Source organism: Vibrio sp. PBL-C16, from assembly GCF_034321865.1.
In the GTDB taxonomy this organism is placed as follows: domain Bacteria; phylum Pseudomonadota; class Gammaproteobacteria; order Enterobacterales; family Vibrionaceae; genus Vibrio; species Vibrio alginolyticus.
This window is the reverse complement of the sequence record NZ_JAXLNY010000001.1, coordinates 550,333-569,468: the sequence shown is the minus strand read 5'-3', so window position 1 is coordinate 569,468 and position 19,136 is coordinate 550,333. Positions and strand designations below refer to the sequence as shown.

Genomic DNA, 19,136 nt, shown 5'->3' with positions numbered 1-19,136 from the left:
TTTTTCTATAGAAGAATAAAACAGCTCAAATATTATTTTAATTGACATAGATAAATTAATTTAAAAATTTATCACCATAGATAGGTAATAATTATTGATTGCTTTTATCTTCTGACAATGTTTATTTTTAAGTGCGAATGTATATTAGAGTAGTTTAATTGGTTAAATTTAAAATAACTCAGCGTTAGGGTAGATAAATATCTCACGAAACTATAGAAGCTGTTTTTAAGCTGCCTAAGTGGAGGTTGATTTATATATTTATCGTAGAAGGAAACACTATGCGTGAAGCGAGTTGAATTGTAGTGTTCTAAAAGAAGAGGCCACGAGAAAATAAATTTCCCGTGGCGGCAGTATGAGCTTTGTTCGTTGCTTTAGAGCAAAGTAGCAAGCCTATTGCTAAGAGATTGAAATGACTATTGATGAAGAGTGATCAAAGCACTAAAGCTCACATCAAAGATTTCTCCTCGATATGCATTATCAGGTTTAAACTGAGGGTAAATTCCGGCTTTGAAGTAAAACGCAATATCAGGCGACGCCCATCTTTCAGTCAGAGTATAGGACTTGTTGTTAGCGGTGTCTGAGTATGCTTCTCCCCACTTCAGTGTGTGCGAGACCATATTACTGCCATCTGCATCGTAGGAGGCTAAAAACAGTCCTTCCTTATCGGCACGGATCGTATATTGCCAGTCTTCGTTTACCGCGTAGGTACCAAGCTTAACGCTGAATGCGTTGCAATCAGTACAGTCTTTGTTGTTATCAAGTTTGTAGTTATCGTTCAGAATAACTCTGACTGGCTTATTGTCACCTTCCCAAAGTAGCTTCACGAGTGCTTGGCTGATTTTCCAACCATGTATCTGGCCTACCACGACTTTTGGTAATTGACCGTCGATTTTAGGGTATTCGTTAATTCTTAGTGTTGCGTTTAGCGTATGCGAAGTTGCACCGGTACGACTATCTTCAATATACCAACTTGTCTCTTCATCGCTGGTGCTGCAATCCGGGGAGTTAGTACTGATGTAGAGCTCTCGCAATTCTGAACGGATGTAACTGGAGTTGGCCGTTGACGTGCCGTAACCCATATCGGCGCGGAAATGCATGCTACCGTCAATAACATTGAAGTATGATAAATCAATCTCGCGTTGGTAAACGCTCTCTTCGTTAGACAGAAGATCTTTACTTGAATTACAACGCTCAGGCTCTAATTCAGCCGCGCTGTCACCGCCAAAACCATACCAATCATTTTTGCTTGTAGGAATGGTTAATTTCCAATCGTCAATATTCCAAGCTATTGAATCAGTATGGTCAGTTTTGGTTAGTCCTAACTGCTTAAATTGTACCTTTGCTTCACCGTTTTCAAACTGGTTATAAACTCCGGCTTTAAAGTAGCTCAGGAGGTGCTGCCAGTAGGATACATCTACATTTACCTTTTGCTCATCGTTCACTTTAATGGTTAATGTGTTTTCTCCGATTTTTACTTCGAATCGCGTGAATGCCTTGAGATCGGCTTTTCCTAAGTCATAACGATCGTATGATGTTGCATAACAATCTGATGCGCTAGAAGGTAGACTGCAATCTATGGCATTGTTCTTTACTACCGCCCAGTAATGACCAGTGATACTGTTTCGTTCTTGTTCCCAAACGATTCGTAACAAAGGGTGTGGGATAGCACCTGTAGCAGAAGTATCTGTGCCTTTGTTATGAATTTGCAGGAAAGTGACTTCATCATGGTTTGCAGGGGAGCTAGCCATTGCAAGGTTAATCTCTGGTAATCGAACATCTGCATACAAAGTTCTAGAGACGCCTTGTTCTGAAATGTTGAAGTTTTCTCGCTCACGAACTTCTGAGCGCATTTTGTAGTTCGACATTTTAAAGACAAGGTAATTGGAATCCTTTTCTGCGTAAAAGTGGTCACTCTTATAATCCGAGAATGCTCCATTTTTGACGTCACTGGTTTTATTTCCCTCCTTCCCATTGGGATCTGATACTTGTAAATCTGAATTACTCAATATGTTTTGAAATTTTGCTATTGAGTATGGTGCTACATGTTCTTGGTGTGGAATATTTGGTTTATCATCTTGGCTTGTAGGGGAGGTATTTCCTCCACACCCTATTAATCCAAGCCCAGAGAAGCTTATTAGAAGCAATTTAGTTGATTTTATAAACACAGTAGTACGTCTCTTACACCATTTAATATTTGTAATACAATATCGTTTTAGTGTTATTGGGGAGTAGTTTAGTCATAAGTTAAATAGTAAAAGTGTTAATTAAATCTCAGAAGAGTTCTATATCTATAAGTGGTGTCTTTGATAAGGCGTAAGGTTAAGTTATGTCTGTTTTTCCTAAGAGTTATTAACGGTTTTACTATGATTAAACGCTAATTGATAAGCTCATGTAGAGTCATGTAAACAATCAAAAAAAGCCGAACATGACGTCCGGCTTTGAATTAGTTCCCGATTTTTACATTAATTTTTAGTGACTAGCTAAAGATTAAATTTGTGCGAATGCGCCTTCCCAAGTGTAAGTCACACCGTCGAACTCAACGCGATGTGCCGCGTTTTGCTTGTCTTCGTCTAGATTGCAGATAGCGAAGTGGTAAGAGTTGCCTGTGGTAGTTTGCAGACGAATCACGGTACCCACTTCGTTGTTGCCAATGACGGTTACTGACTCTACTAGGCCACGAGCGCCAACCGATGCTTCGATAGACTCGTTGAAGTAACCGTGTGTCTCTAGCACAGAAGCAAACACGTGGTTCTGACCAGATTGACGTAGGATCAGTGCAGGCTCGCTCTTCAAGTTGAAGTCTGGATCATTTGCGCCAGTGCGAGTGAAGAACACTTTGCCACCGTTTGTTGCGCTTGTGATTAGCGAGTAGTAACTGTTGTCGTGCAACCAACTAACAAGCGAGCTGCCTTGAACTTGGCCTGAACCTACATTCCATAGATGTTGGTAACCGTTGTCTTCGCCCATTGGACGCAGCGTACTTTCTACATCGTATTCAAAGTCCGTACGGATGATTTGACCAGAGTAGTGCACTGGCAGGTCGTATTGGTGCTCTTGATCTGCTTCGATGCGGTAAACATCAATCACAAGTGGTTTTTCGAATTCTGGCAATTCAGCAAGAATGATGCTGCGCTGCATGTCTACACCGTTGTAGTAACCAGAAATACGACCGCTCATGCCTTGCAGTTTTTCGTCATCAGCTTTGAAGAAGTGCTTAGAACCGAACTTGGTTTCTGCTAACGCTGTGTCGAAGTTGTTTTGCGTCTTTTGGTCAACCGTTACTGTGTTGTGCGCGACCGTCTGCTTACAGTAAGACTTGTTCTCTGGGATATAACGACCGCCAAATTTAGGCTCAACGTTTACCCAGCGACCAAAGCCGTAATCGTGCAGCACTTCATGACCGCGGTTAAACACGCTCAGGTGCAGACCATCGTAGTGACCGTGGTCTAGCGCTGAGTGGTACTGGTGATCGGAGCCGTGCTGACCAAACCAGATAAGCGCCATTGTATCTGCGGTATTGGTGTCATCATCTTGCTCGTCACGGTGACGAAGAATACTTACGCCACCTTTTTCACCTTCTGGACCATCAGTCACGAAGAGGCTACCCCAGTTGAACGGTTTGATGTTATCTGCGGCTGCAACCGCGTCAGACAATGTTTTACCTGAGATATGAACCCAAACATCTTGCTGGTGGTCTGCCATGCCAAGTAACGTTTCAGACTGCTCGTAACGGTGGAAACATACTGACGTTGCCATGATTACGCCTTCATCATTGATCGAAATCGTCTTCGATGAATCGTTCAGTGCTGGCAAAGTACCATCTGGGAATGCCGTCTTAAATACTGCGTAAGACGTGGTCTTGATGACCGAGTCGTTGAACTCGTAAATACCAAGCTCAGGCTGGCGACGTTCAATCGCTTCTGCGAACAGGTAGATTGGACGCAGCGAGAAACGGTGGTAGTAAGGACCTTCCATGTAGTAGCCATCTGGCGAGAACAGTTGGTCTAACTGAGCTAGGAAGCCGCCGCTGACTTTGTCCAGTTTCAAGCCGTAAAGCGCTTTGTCTACTGCACCTTGATCGTTAATTGCGTAACCACAGATACCTACTGCTGCTACTGCCCACAGACCGTGGTTGTGTACGATGTCGAAGTCGTGACCGTAAGTAACTACGAACAGCTCAATCATTTGTTTGAACAGGTCGTTTTCAATCAGTGTTTTTTGCTCTTCTTCCAACGTGTGGTAAATGCAGCTGTACGCACAAGAGGCGTATAGCATCCACATGTTCTCGTTCAGAGTTTGGTGGAAGATCTTACCCGGAGGGTTAGAGTCACGGCTGGTGTTGCTCTCTAGCGTCGGGTATACCTTCGCGTAAGCCGTTAGCATGTCCACGATGTAATCGCGGTACTTCTGTTCGCCAGTGATAAGGAATAGGCGACCCGCTAGATCAATGTGGATGTAGTTTTGCTTGTGACGGTTGTGCTCGTAACCGCCGCCTTCGCCGTGACCTGGAACTTCAATACCGACCTCAGCCATGTAAGCGTCAGTTTGTTTGATGTCACGTGCTAGTGCATTTCCTAATAGGCTATCCGTGCCAAGTGCTTTGCTTAGTTCTGCCGCTTCTTCAAAGTTCATTAATAGCGGTTGGTAAGACTGGGTTTGGTAGCTCATTATTATTTCTCCTGCCCGAATGCGTTCACTTCTAGAGAGTAGAAGCCATTCCAGCTATAGGTTTTACCGTTCATTTCTACTTGGTGTGGGGTTTGGTCGTCAGCGCCTAGCACATTGCTGATCATCACAGTAACCAGTGATTTTTCAGTCGTGATTTCTACGATGCTGCCAACGGCGTTGTAACCCACGACGCGGATATCTTTCACCTGACCACGTGCATTCACCGACTGCTCAAACTCTTCGTTGAAGTAGCCGTGTGTTTCTAGCACAGAAGCAAATAGCGTCGATTCGCCCTTGCTGCGTAGAATGAATGCTGGTTCGCTACGTAGGTTAAAGCTCGGGTCATTGGCGCCAGTGCGAGTGAAGATAACTTCATTGTCACCGTTTTGTTTCGCGCTGCTGCTTGTGCCTAACCAAGTGTAGTAGGTGTTGTTTTGTAGCCAGCTAACCAACGCCGTATCTTGCACTTTGCCGCTTGCTACTTTCCAAAGGTGTTGATAACCGAAATCATCGCCAAGCGTGCTCAGTTCACCAAAGCTTTGGTAATCAAAGTTAGTACGTACGATTTGACCATCGTATTGATGAGAGTAGTCGTACTGATGTTCGCCTTCACCTTCGATGCGGTAAAGGTCTAGCAGTAGCGGTGCTTCAAGCTCATCGAGGTTAAGCATGAACACACTGCGCTGCATGTCTGTATTCGGGTAATGGTCGTTCGCAAACGCACTCATACCGTTGATTTCAGTGCCTTCTACTTTGAAGAAGTGAGGCAAACCGTGCACTGAATCAGCGCGGTCTACATCGAAACCATTCTGACATTGCTCATCAATCGTTACCGCGTTATGCGCGATAGTTTGACGTGCGTACGATTTGTTTTCGTCTAGGTAACGACCGCCGAATTTAGGCTCTACATTTACCCAGCGACAGAAGCCGTATTCACGCAGCACTTCTTGACCACGGTTGAAGAAAGTAATGCCAAGCGTATCGAAGTTACCATGTCCCATACCGTGTTGACCGTAGTTCATCACAAGCTGTGACACATCACCGGTTTTATCCTGCATACGGATAAAGCCTTGTGCACCGTTGTTACCGGTTGGACCTTCGTTTAGTTCCACACTTGGCCAGAAAGGCATGCCGATTTCACGGTCTGCGATGGCTTTATCGTAGGCTTGAGAAAGCTCAAGACCACATGGGTGCATCCAAACGGCATTTTGAATCTTCGCCATGCCTAGGATGTTATCGTCTAGACCGTAGTGCTTGCTGTAAACGCTCACTGCAACTTGAACGCCCATGTCGGTAATGCTCATGGTACGAGACGCGTCGTTTAGGGCAGGGAACTCACCGTTCGGGTAAGCCGTTGCTAGCATCGCTTGTACTGTGTTACCAATCACTTTGTCTTTGTAGTTGTAGATATCTACTTCAGGCATGTGACGGTGTACTACTTCTGCAAATACACAAGTTGGACGAATCGCATAACGATGGTAGTACGGACCTTCCATGTAGTAACCAGAAGGGGCGAACAGTTGCGAGATTTGCGCTAGGAAGCCACCGGTATCATCACGGTCTTGACCGTATACCGACATCTCTAGATATTCAGGTTTGCCAATAGCTAGGCCACAAATACCAACAGCCGCAACTGCCCAGATACCGTGGTTGTGAATACGGTCGAAATCGTGCGCGTATTTCACTGTGAACATGTCTAGCATTGGTTCGAAAATGCGCTCAACAACGGCTGTGCGCTCTTCCTCTGTCATCACTGATGCCACGCAAGAGTAAGCAAGGCTAGTAAACATTAACCAACAGTGTTCATTAAGGATCTGGTGGAAAAGACGACCTGTTGGGTTAGTGTTTTTCTGTACGTGGAAATCAAAAGTGAGGTACTTCTCTGCGTAAATAGCGAGAAGATCTTTAACGAACAGCGCGTACTTTTGTTCTTGAGTGATCAAGAACAAACGACCCGCTAAGTTCATGTAGGTATAGTTTTGTTTGTGGCGGTTGTGCTCGTAGCCACCCGCTTCGCCGTGACCTGGTACGTCTAGAGGCAGACGCATGAAGGCTTCAAGTTCCTTGCGATTCGCTTCAATGGATTTGCCCATTAAGCTCGGCTTTCCGACTTCCTTTCTTAGTAGTTCGACTTCTGCTTCAGTCAACAAAATCGGTTGTGTAGTCATTTCTTTACCACCCTCAGATGAAGTGTGTTGTTTTCTTAAACTTTCTATAAAGTAATACAATATTAAGTTTGGGTGTAGTTTTTGTGGCAAAAAGGGAGAGTGAAATCACGCGAATTTAGCTAACTTATTGATTTATATTGTTGTGGTAATCCTTGTTGTGACTGATGTTTCGACGTTATCAATCGTTATGTGGAATGCTTTAGCGAGCACCATTTGATGAATATCACATATTTTTAGATATATTGTATGACAATTAAAGCAGATCGGATATGCTCGTTACCAATTCGACAGCAGACCCTTTCGCTGCGCGTTTCACTTTTATCAATACGACGCTTTTTAAGAGAACCTTTTAATAAAGCATGGTTAAGAATGAAGTGCCGTAGGGTTCGCTTTAATAGAGACTTTTTAGGAGTATGACGATGAATTCTTTCTTTGTATTAGATGAGAACCCGTGGGAAGAGCTAGGCGGCGGTATCAAACGTAAAATTGTTGCTTACACAGATGACCTAATGGCGGTTCACCTATGTTTCGACAAAGGCGCGATTGGCGCTCCGCATACTCACGAAATCCACGATCAAATCGGTTACGTAGTACGTGGCAGCTTTGAAGCGGAAATCGAAGGCGAGAAGAAAGTACTAAAAGAAGGCGACGCATACTTTGCTCGTAAGCACATGATGCACGGTGCGGTTGCACTAGAGCAAGACAGCATTCTTCTAGATATCTTCAACCCAGCTCGTGAAGATTTCTTAAAATAATCTATAGCGCAACCTCAGTTGCTAAGGTGACAACATGAAATCATTAAACATCGCGGTCATTGGCGAATGTATGGTTGAGCTACAGAAAAAGGAAGGTCAGCTAAAGCAGTCATTCGGTGGTGATACGTTGAATACCGCACTGTATTTATCTCGTTTGACCAAAGCTCACGATATTAAAACCAGCTATGTAACGGCTCTGGGTAACGATCCTTTTAGCCAAGAAATGCTATCAGCATGGCAAGAAGAGGGCATCGATACTAGTCTGGTTCTTTCCGTTAAAGAAAAGCAACCAGGTATCTACTACATCGAAACCGATGAAACTGGCGAACGTTACTTCCACTACTGGCGTAACGAAGCGGCCGCTAAGTTCCTATTCGAGCAAAACGAGTCTCCGCTATTAGTCGACAAACTTTACTCGTACGATGCGGTTTACTTGAGCGGTATTACATTAGCGATCCTTACTGAAGAAGGTAAGACGCAACTGTTTGGCTTCCTTGAGCGCTTCAAGGCACAAGGTGGTAAGGTTATTTTCGATAACAACTACCGTCCTAAATTGTGGGAAAGCCGCGAGAATGCCATGTCTTGGTATCTTAAGATCCTTAAGCACACAGATATCGCACTGCTCACATTTGAAGATGAGCAAATGCTTTACGGTGATGAGCATTTAGAACAGTGCATCGAGAGAACCTCTGCACTGGGCGTGGATGAAATCATCATCAAACGTGGTAGCAAAGATTGCTTGGTTGTCGCGAATGGCGAAGCGCAATACGTGGCGCCAAACAAAGTCGACAATGTGATTGATACAACAGCGGCTGGTGATTCTTTCAGTGCGGGCTTCTTGGCGAAGCGTTTGACTGGCGGTAATGCAGCGGAATCGGCTTACTCTGGCCACTGTATGGCTGGTGCGGTAATTCAACATAAAGGTGCCATCATTCCACGCGAAGTGATGCCAGATCTTCCTTTGTAATTCTTTTGCGGAGCGTTGAGTAATCGGCGCTCCGCAGTGATTTATTGAACTCAAGTTAACGACGACGAGTACACTCTTATGACGACATTAAACGAACAATTAGCAAACCTAAAAGTAATTCCTGTTATTGCCATCAATAAAGCAGAAGATGCGATTCCTCTAGGTCGCACTTTGGTTGAAAACGGTATGCCTTGCGCAGAAATCACGTTCCGCACAGAGTGTGCTGCAGAAGCGATTCGTGCTATGCGCGCTGAGTTCCCAGAAATGCTGATCGGTGCAGGTACGATCCTAACTAACGAGCAAGTTGACCAAGCGATCGAAGCTGGTGTGGACTTTATCGTAAGCCCAGGTTTTAACCCTCGTACGGTTCAATACTGCCTAGACAAAGGCGTGGCTATCGTACCTGGCGTAAACAATCCAAGCCTTGTTGAGCAAGCGATGGAAATGGGTCTGCGTACACTTAAGTTCTTCCCTGCTGAGCCATCTGGCGGCGTAGGTATGCTTAAAGCATTGACGGCGGTTTACCCAGTGAAATTCATGCCAACAGGTGGCGTGAGTCTAGGTAACGTAGATGAGTATTTGTCTATCCCTTCAGTGCTGGCATGTGGCGGTACTTGGATGGTGCCAACAAAACTTATCGATGAAGGTAAGTGGGATGAACTAGGTACACTGGTTCGCGACGCAGTAGCTCACGTAGCATAAGTGTCGTAACACCCCGATAAAACTAGCGAATAGAATATAAAGCGAGCCTCAGGGTTCGCTTTTTTTGTGTTTGAAAGAGGCGAGATTGGAGAGGTAGAAATGGAAAGCGCTGGATTTTCCTCACGTCATCCTCGAGAGCGACGAAGGAGCGAGTCGGGGATCTCAGAGAGCCAAATAAGAAACTTCAATAATGATTTGACCCATCAAAGTAACGACTTGGTATTTGGTATTCGGTAGTTGTTGGGAAAAAGAGATTTCCTACTCAGTCGTTCCTCCTTCTAGGAAATGACGAGAAGGAATAGGGGATCTTGCTTGTTATATTCATCTAAATCCCATTTTCTATCCAATTCCTTCGAAACATCTCATTACGTTTCCCTCAAAGAAATACCGCGCATTTTTGATCTTCAGACAAAGCGTGAAGAAGAAAAATATTCCATACTTTAATGAATTTGCAATAGATTATTTGTATTACAATATAATTGCTTGTTGAGGGGCGGATGTTCTGACTTAGAATGCCATTAGCCCAATAAAATAAAGGATTTCTCGCCAATTTCTCGATGAAATAACTTATGTCCCAGATCACAATTAAAGCTTATTGTAGTACAAATGGCGTTGTGAGGAGAGTAGTCTAGACATTAGAAAATGATCAAACTTGAAAGGCTGAAAAAATGACTATTGATACTCTTGTTGTTCTTGCCTACTTCTTCTTCTTAGTTGCAATTGGTTGGATGTTCCGTAAGTTCACTACCTCAACCAGTGACTACTTCCGAGGGGGCGGTAAGATGTTATGGTGGATGGTAGGTGCTACCGCCTTCATGACGCAATTTTCAGCATGGACGTTTACAGGTGCTGCAGGACGCGCGTTCAACGACGGTTTCGTTGTTGTAATCCTATTCTTAGCCAACGCATTTGGCTACTTCATGAACTACCTCTACTTTGCTCCAAAATTCCGCCAATTACGTGTAGTGACGGCGATTGAAGCGATTCGTCAACGTTTTGGTAAGACTTCAGAGCAGTTCTTCACTTGGGCTGGTATGCCAGACAGCTTGATCTCAGCCGGTATTTGGTTGAATGGTCTTGCGATTTTCGTGGCAGCGGTCTTCAACATTCCTATGGAAGCGACCATCATCGTTACGGGCTTAGTGCTAATGCTAATGGCGGTAACGGGTGGCTCTTGGGCAGTTGTTGCATCTGACTTTATGCAGATGCTGGTTATCATGGCAGTGACGATCACTTGTGCGGTGGCGGCATACTTCCATGGTGGCGGTATTGGAAACATCGTGTCGAACTTTCACGGCGACTTCATGCTGGGTAACAACCTGAACTACTTCAGTATCTTTATCCTTTGGGTTGTGTTCATCTTTGTTAAACAGTTCGGTGTCATGAACAACAGCATCAACGCTTACCGCTACTTATGTGCAAAAGACAGTGAAAACGCACGTAAAGCTGCAGGTCTTGCATGTGTGCTGATGATTGTTGGTCCTATCATCTGGTTCCTACCACCTTGGTACGTTGCGGCATTTATGCCTGATTTCGCAGAGCAATACGGCTCAGTAGGTGGTGATGCAGCTTACCTAGCATTCGTACAAAACGTAATGCCAGCAGGTATGGTGGGTCTTCTTATGTCAGCAATGTTTGCGGCGACCATGTCTTCAATGGACTCTGGTCTTAACCGTAACGCGGGCATCTTTGTGATGAACTTCTACAGCCCGATTGTGCGTCCACAAGCGTCGCAAAAAGAACTGGTTATCGTGAGTAAAGCAACGACTATCGTGATGGGCTTCATCATCATTGGTATCGGTCTATTCATTAACTCACTACGTCACTTGAGCCTGTTCGATATCGTACTGAACGTCGGTGCATTAATTGGCTTCCCAATGCTGATTCCTGTACTACTTGGTATGTGGATTCGTAAGACGCCGGATTGGGCTGGTTGGGCAACACTGGTTGTTGGTGGCTTTGTTTCTTACATCTTCGGTATCTCACTACAAGCAGAAGATGTAGAGCGCCTATTCGGTCTAGAGCAAGCGTTTACAGGACGTGAGTGGGCAGACCTAAAAGTTGGCTTGAGCTTAGCGGCACACGTTATCTTCACCGGTGGTTTCTTCTTGCTGACAACGCTCTTCTACAAAGGTCTATCACCTGAACGTGAGAAAGAAGTGGACCAATTGTTCGAGAACTGGAATACGCCACTTGTGGCTGACAGCGAAGAGCAGCAGAACCTAGATACAAAACAGCGCGGCATGCTTGGTAAGCTTATCAGCGTAGCGGGCTTCGGTATCCTAGCTATGGCTCTAATTCCAAATGAACCATCTGGTCGACTACTGTTTATCTTGTGTGGTGCGATTGTTCTCTCGGTGGGTGTTCTATTGGTGAACGCAGCCCGAGGGCCTAAAAGCCCAAAGTTAGCTAACGCGAAAAGCTAACCAAAGTTAAAGACTCTCAATGAAAAATCCCGCGGTGTTAAAGCCGTGGGATTTTTTGATCACGCTGACTGAGAAAGCGTGGCGCATCGTTTGTTGTTATTCGTTGTATTGGGGAACTCCCAATAAGGTGCGACTATATTCGCATTAGAGTCGTCAGCCTAAAGCGAAAAAGCAATCTAACTTTCTTTGCACGCTGTGTTTACACTTTACACCCCAAACCTGATGCTTTGTCTATTTAAATAAATATGTGTGCCTTCTTAGCAAAGAAAAAGCATTAAATCAGACGTAGCTTTAATGAGGCGTACGCCAGAAATAGGAGAGAGGTTTTGAAGTGTGAGTGGAAAATATATAAGAGAATTGGAAGAGGCAGCCCTGCAAAACTTTAAAGGAGTGGCTAGGGTATCAAGGAGTGATGAGCGTCTGGGGAAAAACAAAAAAAGCCCAGCTACATTGGTAGCTGGGCTTTTAGTTACAACTGAGTGTGACTAAGCTTCTAGCTCTGCAAAGTAGTCGAAGATGACTGGAACGTCATTTTGACCAAGGCCTTTATCAACTGCTGCTTGTAGACTCTTAGAAGTGCCCTCTGCAATCAGGGAAGTTGTACCAAGCTCTTCGCATAGAGCAAGGAAGTAACCGAGGTCTTTGTTTGCGTTTGCGACAGAGAAGCCTAGTTTTTCTTCGCCATCTACGGCGTAAAACTTACAGAATTGCATAAAGGGTGAGTTTGATGGTCCTGCAGACATGATGTCGAATAATTGTTGGCCATCAACACCAGCACGTTTAGCAACAGCAAATGCCTGAGACATGGTTGCTACGGTTGTCATACCCATAAAGTTATTCACAAGCTTGGTTACGTGACCAGAACCTAGTGCGCCAAGGTAAAATACGTTTTCACCTTGATCGTCCAGTACTGGCTTAACCTTATTGAATGTTTCGACGTCGCCTGCGGCCATGATGTTTAGTAAACCATCTTTTGCGTGGGCAGGTGTACGACCTAGAGGCGCATCAATCATACCAGCCCCTTTCTTAGCGAGGTCAGCGCCAATCTTCTTCGTTGAAGCTGGAATAGATGTACCGAAGTCGATGAGTGTTTTACCTTCTGACATGCCAGCTAGAACACCAGTGTCTCCGTAAACAACTTTTTCGACAACTTCAGATGTTGTTAGGCACAGCATCACGATATCACTTTTCTCTGCTAGCTCTTTACCTGAAGAAGCTTCAGAAGCGTTTCCACGAGCTAGTACTGCGTCAACAGCATCTTTATTGAGGTCCATTACAGCAACTTCGTAACCACGTTTCTGTAGGTTTTCAACCATGTTTCCGCCCATCAAGCCTAGGCCGATGAAACCAATGATAGGTTTAGTCATTTTAACTCCAAAAATACTATTGTATGATTATATTGCTTGTTGATAATCATAATGACTATTGTGGCTTTTGCAATTGAAAATTGTGAGCATAGCGGGCTTGGGATGGATTTTTTCTAAAAGTGAGATGTAAGTAAGGTTTGTGAGGGTTTTATTCATCAGAGTATATAAGAAAAGCGGATTCCTCACGCTTCCATTTTTATCGTGAACAAAGCCTTTAGGAGGCTTAAATAACGTAAAAATAAAATTTATTGTAATACAAGTGATTTTGTTTCAGCTAGAGGAATACTGTCCATACCAAAAAATGGATGAAACGTTACAGATGGGGTGAAAGGCGAGGTGGTATAAGGATAAGCCGCAGTACAAACATACTGCGGCCGTAATCAAATCAGTACTAAAGCGCACTTACTGATAGGTAAAAAGACTTATTGGTACTAAATGCCTAAAGCTTGACCACCACCAATTTGCAGTGTTTCTGCGGTAATGAATGATGCATCTTTACTTACCAGAAAAGAGATAGCAGAGGCGACTTCCTCTGGCTGGCCTAGGCGTCCAAGCATAATACTGTCTGCCCAAGAAGCAAATACTTCAGGCTTGGTTGCTTTGATTTGAGCATGGAATGGTGTATCGATAGTGCCAGGAGATACTGCATTGACTCGAATTCCTGCCGGAGCTAACTCTTTAGCTAAAGCGCGAGTTAATGTATGAACGGCGGCTTTTGATGTACCGTAAATACCTGCACCTGGACCACCTGCATTCCAAGCAGCGTTTGAAGTGAAGTTGATAATTGATGCGTTATCAGACTTTTTTAGAAATGGAATCGCTGCGCGTGATACGAAGAATGCACTATCGAGGTTTAAAGCCATGACTTTACGGAAAAAAGCAGTTTCCATACCTTCAATAGGACTACGACCACCAAGACCACCAGCGTTATTAACGACAACATCGATTTTGCCGTATTTTTCACCAATAGCATTGATGTTTTCATCGACGGCATGTTCATCTGTAACGTCAAAACCGTAGTATTCAGCCTCAATTCCTGCGTTATGTAGTTTGGAGATACACTCCGAACCTTTTTCATCTTCAATGCCGTTTAGAATGACCGTGTATCCATCCTGACCAAGACGCTTTGCTACTTGGAAGCCGATACCGCCAGTAGCACCAGAAATAAATGCAATTTTAGTAGACATAATGGTGTTCTCTCATGTTTGTAGAGTTGGAAAGGATTTTTATTTAACATAGAGTATTATTGTAATACAAATGGTTTTAATAAACAGAGAAACACCAACAATGAGAAGTCGATCACGTACTTTCTTTAGATGCTGACTCATCCAGTGGCATATATCGACTTTTACGGTCGTGCATGATTTGTATCTAGTCAGGATAATCGGGATATATAAACAATTGAGCTTATAGCTGCCGGCTTAGCTCGTTGGGCTGAGGTTTGTTTCAAGTAGAAAGAAAGCTGATTAACCGTGGGTCTTTGTTGCCAAACTTATGATTTCATTCAGGCTTGCCAAGTGATGGTTGGAGAACTTTGTCGAGAGGTTGAGTTTTAAGCGGGTAGGGAACCTTTTTAGGATCTTAAGTCTTTCAAGGTCATTCTGAATAGCGAGGAACGAGCGTGATTTAGAATCTCTTGCCCGAGCACGCTGTTATGATATATGACGCCGTTTCGCCAAGCGTTATTTATCACCATTGTTCTGAAGAGTCGAGTTAGGACCTATTGGATAATGATTTTGACTAAGCTGAGATAAAAATGCCCGCTAAATCAGCGGGCACTTTTGTTTACGTCATTAATGATGCATGTGTTTTTCCATGTGGCCTTGTTTCTCAACCGCCATTTCCACTTTAACCTTACCTGCGTTTTTAAAGGTTAATGTCATAGGGAAGCGGTCACCCTCTTTAAGAGTTTGTGTTGGGTTAAAAATCATTAAATGGAAGCTGCCTGGTTTAAACAACACAGATTCATTGGCTGGAACGCGCACTTCGTCAATCTTAATCATTTTCATCACACCATCTTCTTTCTTATGCGTGTGAATTTCGACATGTCCTGCGATTGGGCTTTCTGCTGCGATCAATGTATCTTCACTGTCACCGTGGTTGGTTAATTGAAAAAAACCACCGATAACAGGTGCGTTTGGTGGCGCTTCGCGGCTCCATGGATGGTCAATATGAATTTTTCCTGCTTCATAATCGTGCGCTAAACTCAGTGGGCTAGCGATGACAGCAATAAGCGCGATAGCGGCGGTTTTAAATGATTTAAGCATGTGTTTTTCCTTTTGAATGAATAGCTTCTCTGAATGGACAACAAACAGAGTCATCGTTATTTTTGAATAAAGTTGTCAATGATTAGATGCCTGTTAGGCAGGAAAAACACTCGGCGGAGAGTGCTTAGGCGCGATGTGTTTGTATACGAGCTTATCGCATTTTGAAAAATGATAAGTCGTCAGTGCATACTTTACTCGGCGCAGCCAATGGATGGTTGTCAGGTAAAGCCCAATCGCAACCAAAAGAAAGAATTGAACAGCTTGAAGAAGCGGGCATTCAAACTGAAAGCCGTCGTGTAAGTTAAGATCTTGGATGAGCTTAGAAGAAGATTGAGCGTTAGGCTCAATCAACGTATTGATATCCACCCATTTGAAACCATCTGCGGTACACAGTAAAACCTTTTCACTTTGGACTTTGTTGAGCCAAGTTGTGCTGTGAACTTGTGTAGGGTTAAGAGCGGCTGTGGACGCTAAATACAACTGAAACAACACCGCGATAATAACCGCAATAGCGTGCAAGCGATGGTGTTTGTGCTGTATTAGAGTGTTTTCCATACAATTGAGTGCTTATCTTCTTCGGCGCGGGATACTAACAAATTAACCAAACAATGTAATTATCAGTTTACTAAAAGGTGATGCAAGTGTGCATTATTTGTTTTATTGCCTATTTTTAACGCTTTAATGTTTTGATTCGGCTGACATTCACAACCTCCAATTCAACTTGTCAGTCTTGCCTAGTCGCTTTTGAAGATACCGAATTAATCTCTCTTATATGCCACTGAAGCTTCGGTTAGTGGGTGTCGTGGTGGTGTTTTTACGTGCTAGATTTGGCTGATATCGATTCAAAATGCACACCGAATCTTCACTTGTTTTCCATTAACGGAATTATGACAGTAATTTAATAAAGGATACGGTATTCTGCGCTCCTTTGTACATGCCAGAAACGTCCGTCCTACTTAGTCGGAGGGGCGATTAATCTTAAGAAATTTCTCAAATGAAATACGAACAACAGATTGGATATCGATACCCTAAAGGTCGATTTGCCATGGTGAGTGTATATGCATTCACCGGTGCTGCGATTTTAGCATCGACTATTTTTTCTCTATTGCTGTTTTTGTCTATCGACGAAAACCCGATGATGCAAACCTTATTTGGTGGTTTAGCGATCATTTTTGAAGCAGGTAAATTTTACGCTTGGTATGAATACGGTGAGCGCCGAGCCCATCGCAACTACACAGGAGCAGCAACCGCTCTCGTGTTTTATTTAGTCTTAGCTGCGATTTCCATTGGCGGTAGTATTGGTGGGATTAATAGTGCAACCAATAGTGCACAAAGTCATATTTCGGTAGAGCAGGCGAAAGTGGAAGCGTTTAATCGTCAGATTGCGGCAATCGATAAGCAGATTGAGCTCAACAATATGGCAGCGCAGAAATACATCGAGATGGAGCGTATCGCGACTGGTGTAACTCGCATCCAGGAGCAAAACAAAACCTTACGTGAAGAGCAGCAACGCTTGGCTATGGAGCGTGATAGTTTACCGCCGGTGACGCAAGGCTCAGTGATTGGTTTAATTGATAGTCTAGCTAACGCATTTGGTACCACCTCTCAGCAAGCTCAGCTTGGCTTGGTTATATTTCTTTCGATTCTTTTGGACTTCTTTGCTGCATTTTTTGTTGGCTTGATTGGTGAAGAGCAACGGTTCCGATATTTCTATCGCAGAAATGAGGGCATGATATTGAAAACAGTTCGCGATATAGATCCAGCGCCTGCGGGTTATCTTCCTCATATAAAAGAGGAAGAAGAGCAAGAAATACCAGTAGCGCCGGAGCCAGAAGAACCAAAGGAACCGAAAACTTTGTTAGAGCAAGTTAGCGATGCACTTAAAACGCATCAAATTACGTGCACCAAAAAAGCTGTTGCTAAACAGTTTAGGCTGTCTGCGGAAGAGGTAGACCAGGTATTTGAAGAATTGGCAGAGCTCGGTTTAGTGGGGAAAAAAGCCAACCACCATTATCATTGGATAGGTGAAGCAGAGACCGCATAATTGGTTATCTATTAGAGTTCGGAAAGAGCGTCAATCGGCGCTCTTTTTTTGGGGGGGAATTTTCGCTGTTAAAGTTAACTACAAGAAAGCGTATCAATCTTTATTGAGCTTTTTGGTTACGTCTTTCACCGTTTTCTTCTCTTTTTCCGGTGTCATTGCATCAACAGCTTTACCCGCCATCCCTTCATCTGGCAATTTGTCTTTTCCTGCATCAACTGCGGTATCTTTCAGTGCCTCTTTAGGCGTACAGCGACCACCAACACCAACCACGGCTTTTGTCGCAGCGGCTTTAGCTGCCTTTTCTGCATCGCAGTCAGGATCCATAACGCTAGCTAAGCTCGTGGCTGAACCAAAAAACAAGATTAACAAAATGAGGTTGCGTTTTTTCATAGTTGTCACCAATGTTGTGAAACATAGGTAAAGTGTAACGGAGAGAAAAGGCTTTGGCTGAGAATTTGTTGGTTTGAGCTTGGGAAGCAAAGTAAGGTGAAAAGAAAAAGTGCCATCGAAGTGACACTTTTTCTTAAGCGTAGAAGGGATTAGTTGTCGTAAACGTCTAACTCCACTTCACGGGCAATATTTTGGTCGTTAATGATCACACCTTCGACTTCGACACGAGCACCATTTAGGTTAAGTTCTTCAATGCCTTGGAAGCGTGTTTGTGCATCAATCACAACGGTCGTGTTGTTTAGCAATTGATCTGCGTCGTTTTCGCAACGCTCGATTTCAAATGTTCTTGCTTCAGCATCGTAGTTTGATACGTATCCTTCACATTCAAATTCTTTACCTTGCCATTGGTTGTTATCGTCAAAGTCTGGTTGCTCAAACTCAATAACGGTAGCGATGCGTTTGCCATTTTTCATGACAGACGTTACTTCCACTTCTTGGCCTTGTTTTAGGTTCGCTTTGCTGCCATCTTCAAATCGTGTTGCGTTATCGATGAAGAATGCACCTCGGTAGTTTAGTGAGAACTCACTGTAGTCATTTGCAACCCATGTGACGATGCCTTCCACATCGCTGTCATTGCTTATGACGTCGTAGCCTTCAACTTCTACCTCATTTGCCATGAAGATGCCGTTTTGCATTTCACCTTCTACTTCCACCCATTGGCCGATGCTAAGTTGGCTAATGTTGTCGTAAGATACGGTTATATTTGTACCAAGCTCAAACGTGCCAGCATTTTCATCGGTATTAGTAATGCGACCTTCCAGTTCGTAGTAGCTTCCAAGGGCTGGGTAATCGTTATCTACGTCGATTTCGACCACAGACAACACTCGATAACCCGCATCCGCAGTCGGCAAGGATGACACCATCACCCAGTCGTTGATCTCTATATCATCACTTAAACCGTCAAACTGCAGATCTACGACGTTTACCGTAAATGTTTTCTTCACATAATCAATTGCTGTAACACGTCCAGTAATGGTTGGTTCAAGTGTGACTCGGACGCCATTGTCCGAAGCTTGCCGAATATCTGACCCCACGCGAACCACCATTTTTGGTTTTACATCGGCCAATTGCACTTGTGTGTCGTCATAAACCACCTCAGACACACGATACGTATGTCCATTGACGGTTAACGTGCTTTCTTCAGCGTTGACCGCTTCAACAGAGCCAATCGCTACACTTGGTTTCACTGCTGGTTGAGTTGGTGTGCTATCGCTATTGCTGCCACCACCTGAACCACCACAACCAGACAATGCCAAACCTACTACAGAAATAAGAGCGAGTTTTTTCATTGTATTAACCTCAATTTACGAGCGAGTTTAGGA

Annotated in this window: 14 protein-coding genes; 5 read left to right on the top strand and 9 right to left on the bottom strand. The window is 43.9% G+C overall.

Features of this window, described 5'->3' with window-relative positions; translation table 11 throughout:
- Positions 1-413: 413 nt before the first annotated feature.
- The 3 genes from UQW94_RS02440 to UQW94_RS02430 form a co-directional block, all read right to left on the bottom strand.
- Entirely contained in the window at positions 414-2,165 is a 1,752-nt protein-coding gene (locus UQW94_RS02440) for a polysaccharide lyase family 7 protein (RefSeq protein ID WP_322141967.1), read from the bottom strand.
- A gap of 322 nt (positions 2,166-2,487) precedes the next feature.
- Positions 2,488-4,668 carry a heparinase II/III domain-containing protein gene (locus UQW94_RS02435; RefSeq protein ID WP_322141966.1) on the bottom strand — a complete coding sequence of 727 codons (2,181 nt, stop codon included), beginning with the start codon at positions 4,666-4,668 and terminating at the stop codon, positions 2,488-2,490.
- Between the two features lie 2 nt (positions 4,669-4,670).
- Positions 4,671-6,836, bottom strand: a complete 2,166-nt coding sequence (locus UQW94_RS02430) for a heparinase II/III domain-containing protein (protein ID WP_213866286.1) — start codon at positions 6,834-6,836, stop codon at positions 4,671-4,673.
- A 419-nt stretch (positions 6,837-7,255) separates the two neighbouring features.
- Between UQW94_RS02430 and UQW94_RS02425 the strand changes: the two genes are divergently transcribed.
- The 4 genes from UQW94_RS02425 to UQW94_RS02410 all read left to right on the top strand — a co-directional run bounded on the left by UQW94_RS02425 (position 7,256) and on the right by UQW94_RS02410 (position 11,686).
- The gene (locus UQW94_RS02425; protein WP_005450851.1) at positions 7,256-7,591 is read left to right on the top strand and encodes a cupin domain-containing protein; all 336 of its coding nucleotides are present in this window, start codon (positions 7,256-7,258) and stop codon (positions 7,589-7,591) included.
- A gap of 34 nt (positions 7,592-7,625) precedes the next feature.
- Positions 7,626-8,558, top strand: coding sequence for a sugar kinase (locus UQW94_RS02420; protein ID WP_005437155.1), 933 nt, complete (start codon positions 7,626-7,628; stop codon positions 8,556-8,558).
- 78 nt (positions 8,559-8,636) lie between these two features.
- On the top strand, positions 8,637-9,260 hold the full coding sequence (locus tag UQW94_RS02415) for a bifunctional 4-hydroxy-2-oxoglutarate aldolase/2-dehydro-3-deoxy-phosphogluconate aldolase (protein ID WP_005388506.1): 624 nt from the start codon (positions 8,637-8,639) through the stop codon (positions 9,258-9,260).
- Between the two features lie 668 nt (positions 9,261-9,928).
- Positions 9,929-11,686, top strand: a complete 1,758-nt coding sequence (locus UQW94_RS02410; protein ID WP_154203897.1) for a sodium:solute symporter family transporter — start codon at positions 9,929-9,931, stop codon at positions 11,684-11,686.
- 485 nt (positions 11,687-12,171) lie between these two features.
- On the opposite strand, the gene UQW94_RS02405 is transcribed toward UQW94_RS02410, so the two are convergent.
- From UQW94_RS02405 to UQW94_RS02390, 4 genes are all read right to left on the bottom strand, one after another.
- Positions 12,172-13,068 carry an NAD(P)-dependent oxidoreductase gene (locus UQW94_RS02405; RefSeq protein ID WP_373417450.1) on the bottom strand — a complete coding sequence of 299 codons (897 nt, stop codon included), beginning with the start codon at positions 13,066-13,068 and terminating at the stop codon, positions 12,172-12,174.
- Between the two features lie 416 nt (positions 13,069-13,484).
- Positions 13,485-14,240, bottom strand: a complete 756-nt coding sequence (locus UQW94_RS02400; RefSeq protein WP_322141965.1) for an SDR family NAD(P)-dependent oxidoreductase — start codon at positions 14,238-14,240, stop codon at positions 13,485-13,487.
- Positions 14,241-14,846: 606 nt separating this feature from the next.
- Positions 14,847-15,320 carry a copper chaperone PCu(A)C gene (locus tag UQW94_RS02395; protein ID WP_322141964.1) on the bottom strand — a complete coding sequence of 158 codons (474 nt, stop codon included), beginning with the start codon at positions 15,318-15,320 and terminating at the stop codon, positions 14,847-14,849.
- A gap of 93 nt (positions 15,321-15,413) precedes the next feature.
- A complete protein-coding gene (locus UQW94_RS02390) occupies positions 15,414-15,875 on the bottom strand; it encodes a hypothetical protein (protein WP_322141963.1) in 462 nt (153 codons plus the stop codon).
- 439 nt (positions 15,876-16,314) lie between these two features.
- Here UQW94_RS02390 and UQW94_RS02385 point away from each other — a divergent pair, with 439 nt between their 5' ends.
- On the top strand, positions 16,315-17,364 hold the full coding sequence (locus UQW94_RS02385) for a Preprotein translocase subunit SecY (RefSeq protein WP_262653030.1): 1,050 nt from the start codon (positions 16,315-16,317) through the stop codon (positions 17,362-17,364).
- Between the two features lie 93 nt (positions 17,365-17,457).
- Here UQW94_RS02385 and UQW94_RS02380 read toward each other — a convergent pair whose 3' ends face one another.
- Both UQW94_RS02380 and UQW94_RS02375 read right to left on the bottom strand, forming a co-directional pair.
- Positions 17,458-17,754, bottom strand: coding sequence for a hypothetical protein (locus UQW94_RS02380; protein WP_017634219.1), 297 nt, complete (start codon positions 17,752-17,754; stop codon positions 17,458-17,460).
- A gap of 149 nt (positions 17,755-17,903) precedes the next feature.
- A complete protein-coding gene (locus UQW94_RS02375) occupies positions 17,904-19,103 on the bottom strand; it encodes a DUF5666 domain-containing protein (protein WP_322141962.1) in 1,200 nt (399 codons plus the stop codon).
- Positions 19,104-19,136 lie beyond the last annotated feature (33 nt).

What these genes read in the sequence shown, in the direction of transcription:
- UQW94_RS02395 (WP_322141964.1), bottom strand. Translation starts at nt 15,320, where the DNA reads ATGCTTAAATCATTTAAAACCGCCGCTATCGCGCTTATTGCTGTCATC.
- UQW94_RS02415 (WP_005388506.1), top strand. Translation starts at nt 8,637, where the DNA reads ATGACGACATTAAACGAACAATTAGCAAACCTAAAAGTAATTCCTGTT.
- UQW94_RS02420 (WP_005437155.1), top strand. Translation starts at nt 7,626, where the DNA reads ATGAAATCATTAAACATCGCGGTCATTGGCGAATGTATGGTTGAGCTA.
- UQW94_RS02380 (WP_017634219.1), bottom strand. Translation starts at nt 17,754, where the DNA reads ATGAAAAAACGCAACCTCATTTTGTTAATCTTGTTTTTTGGTTCAGCC.
- UQW94_RS02385 (WP_262653030.1), top strand. Translation starts at nt 16,315, where the DNA reads ATGAAATACGAACAACAGATTGGATATCGATACCCTAAAGGTCGATTT.
- UQW94_RS02435 (WP_322141966.1), bottom strand. Translation starts at nt 4,668, where the DNA reads ATGAGCTACCAAACCCAGTCTTACCAACCGCTATTAATGAACTTTGAA.
- UQW94_RS02390 (WP_322141963.1), bottom strand. Translation starts at nt 15,875, where the DNA reads ATGGAAAACACTCTAATACAGCACAAACACCATCGCTTGCACGCTATT.
- UQW94_RS02425 (WP_005450851.1), top strand. Translation starts at nt 7,256, where the DNA reads ATGAATTCTTTCTTTGTATTAGATGAGAACCCGTGGGAAGAGCTAGGC.
- UQW94_RS02375 (WP_322141962.1), bottom strand. Translation starts at nt 19,103, where the DNA reads ATGAAAAAACTCGCTCTTATTTCTGTAGTAGGTTTGGCATTGTCTGGT.
- UQW94_RS02430 (WP_213866286.1), bottom strand. Translation starts at nt 6,836, where the DNA reads ATGACTACACAACCGATTTTGTTGACTGAAGCAGAAGTCGAACTACTA.
- UQW94_RS02410 (WP_154203897.1), top strand. Translation starts at nt 9,929, where the DNA reads ATGACTATTGATACTCTTGTTGTTCTTGCCTACTTCTTCTTCTTAGTT.
- UQW94_RS02400 (WP_322141965.1), bottom strand. Translation starts at nt 14,240, where the DNA reads ATGTCTACTAAAATTGCATTTATTTCTGGTGCTACTGGCGGTATCGGC.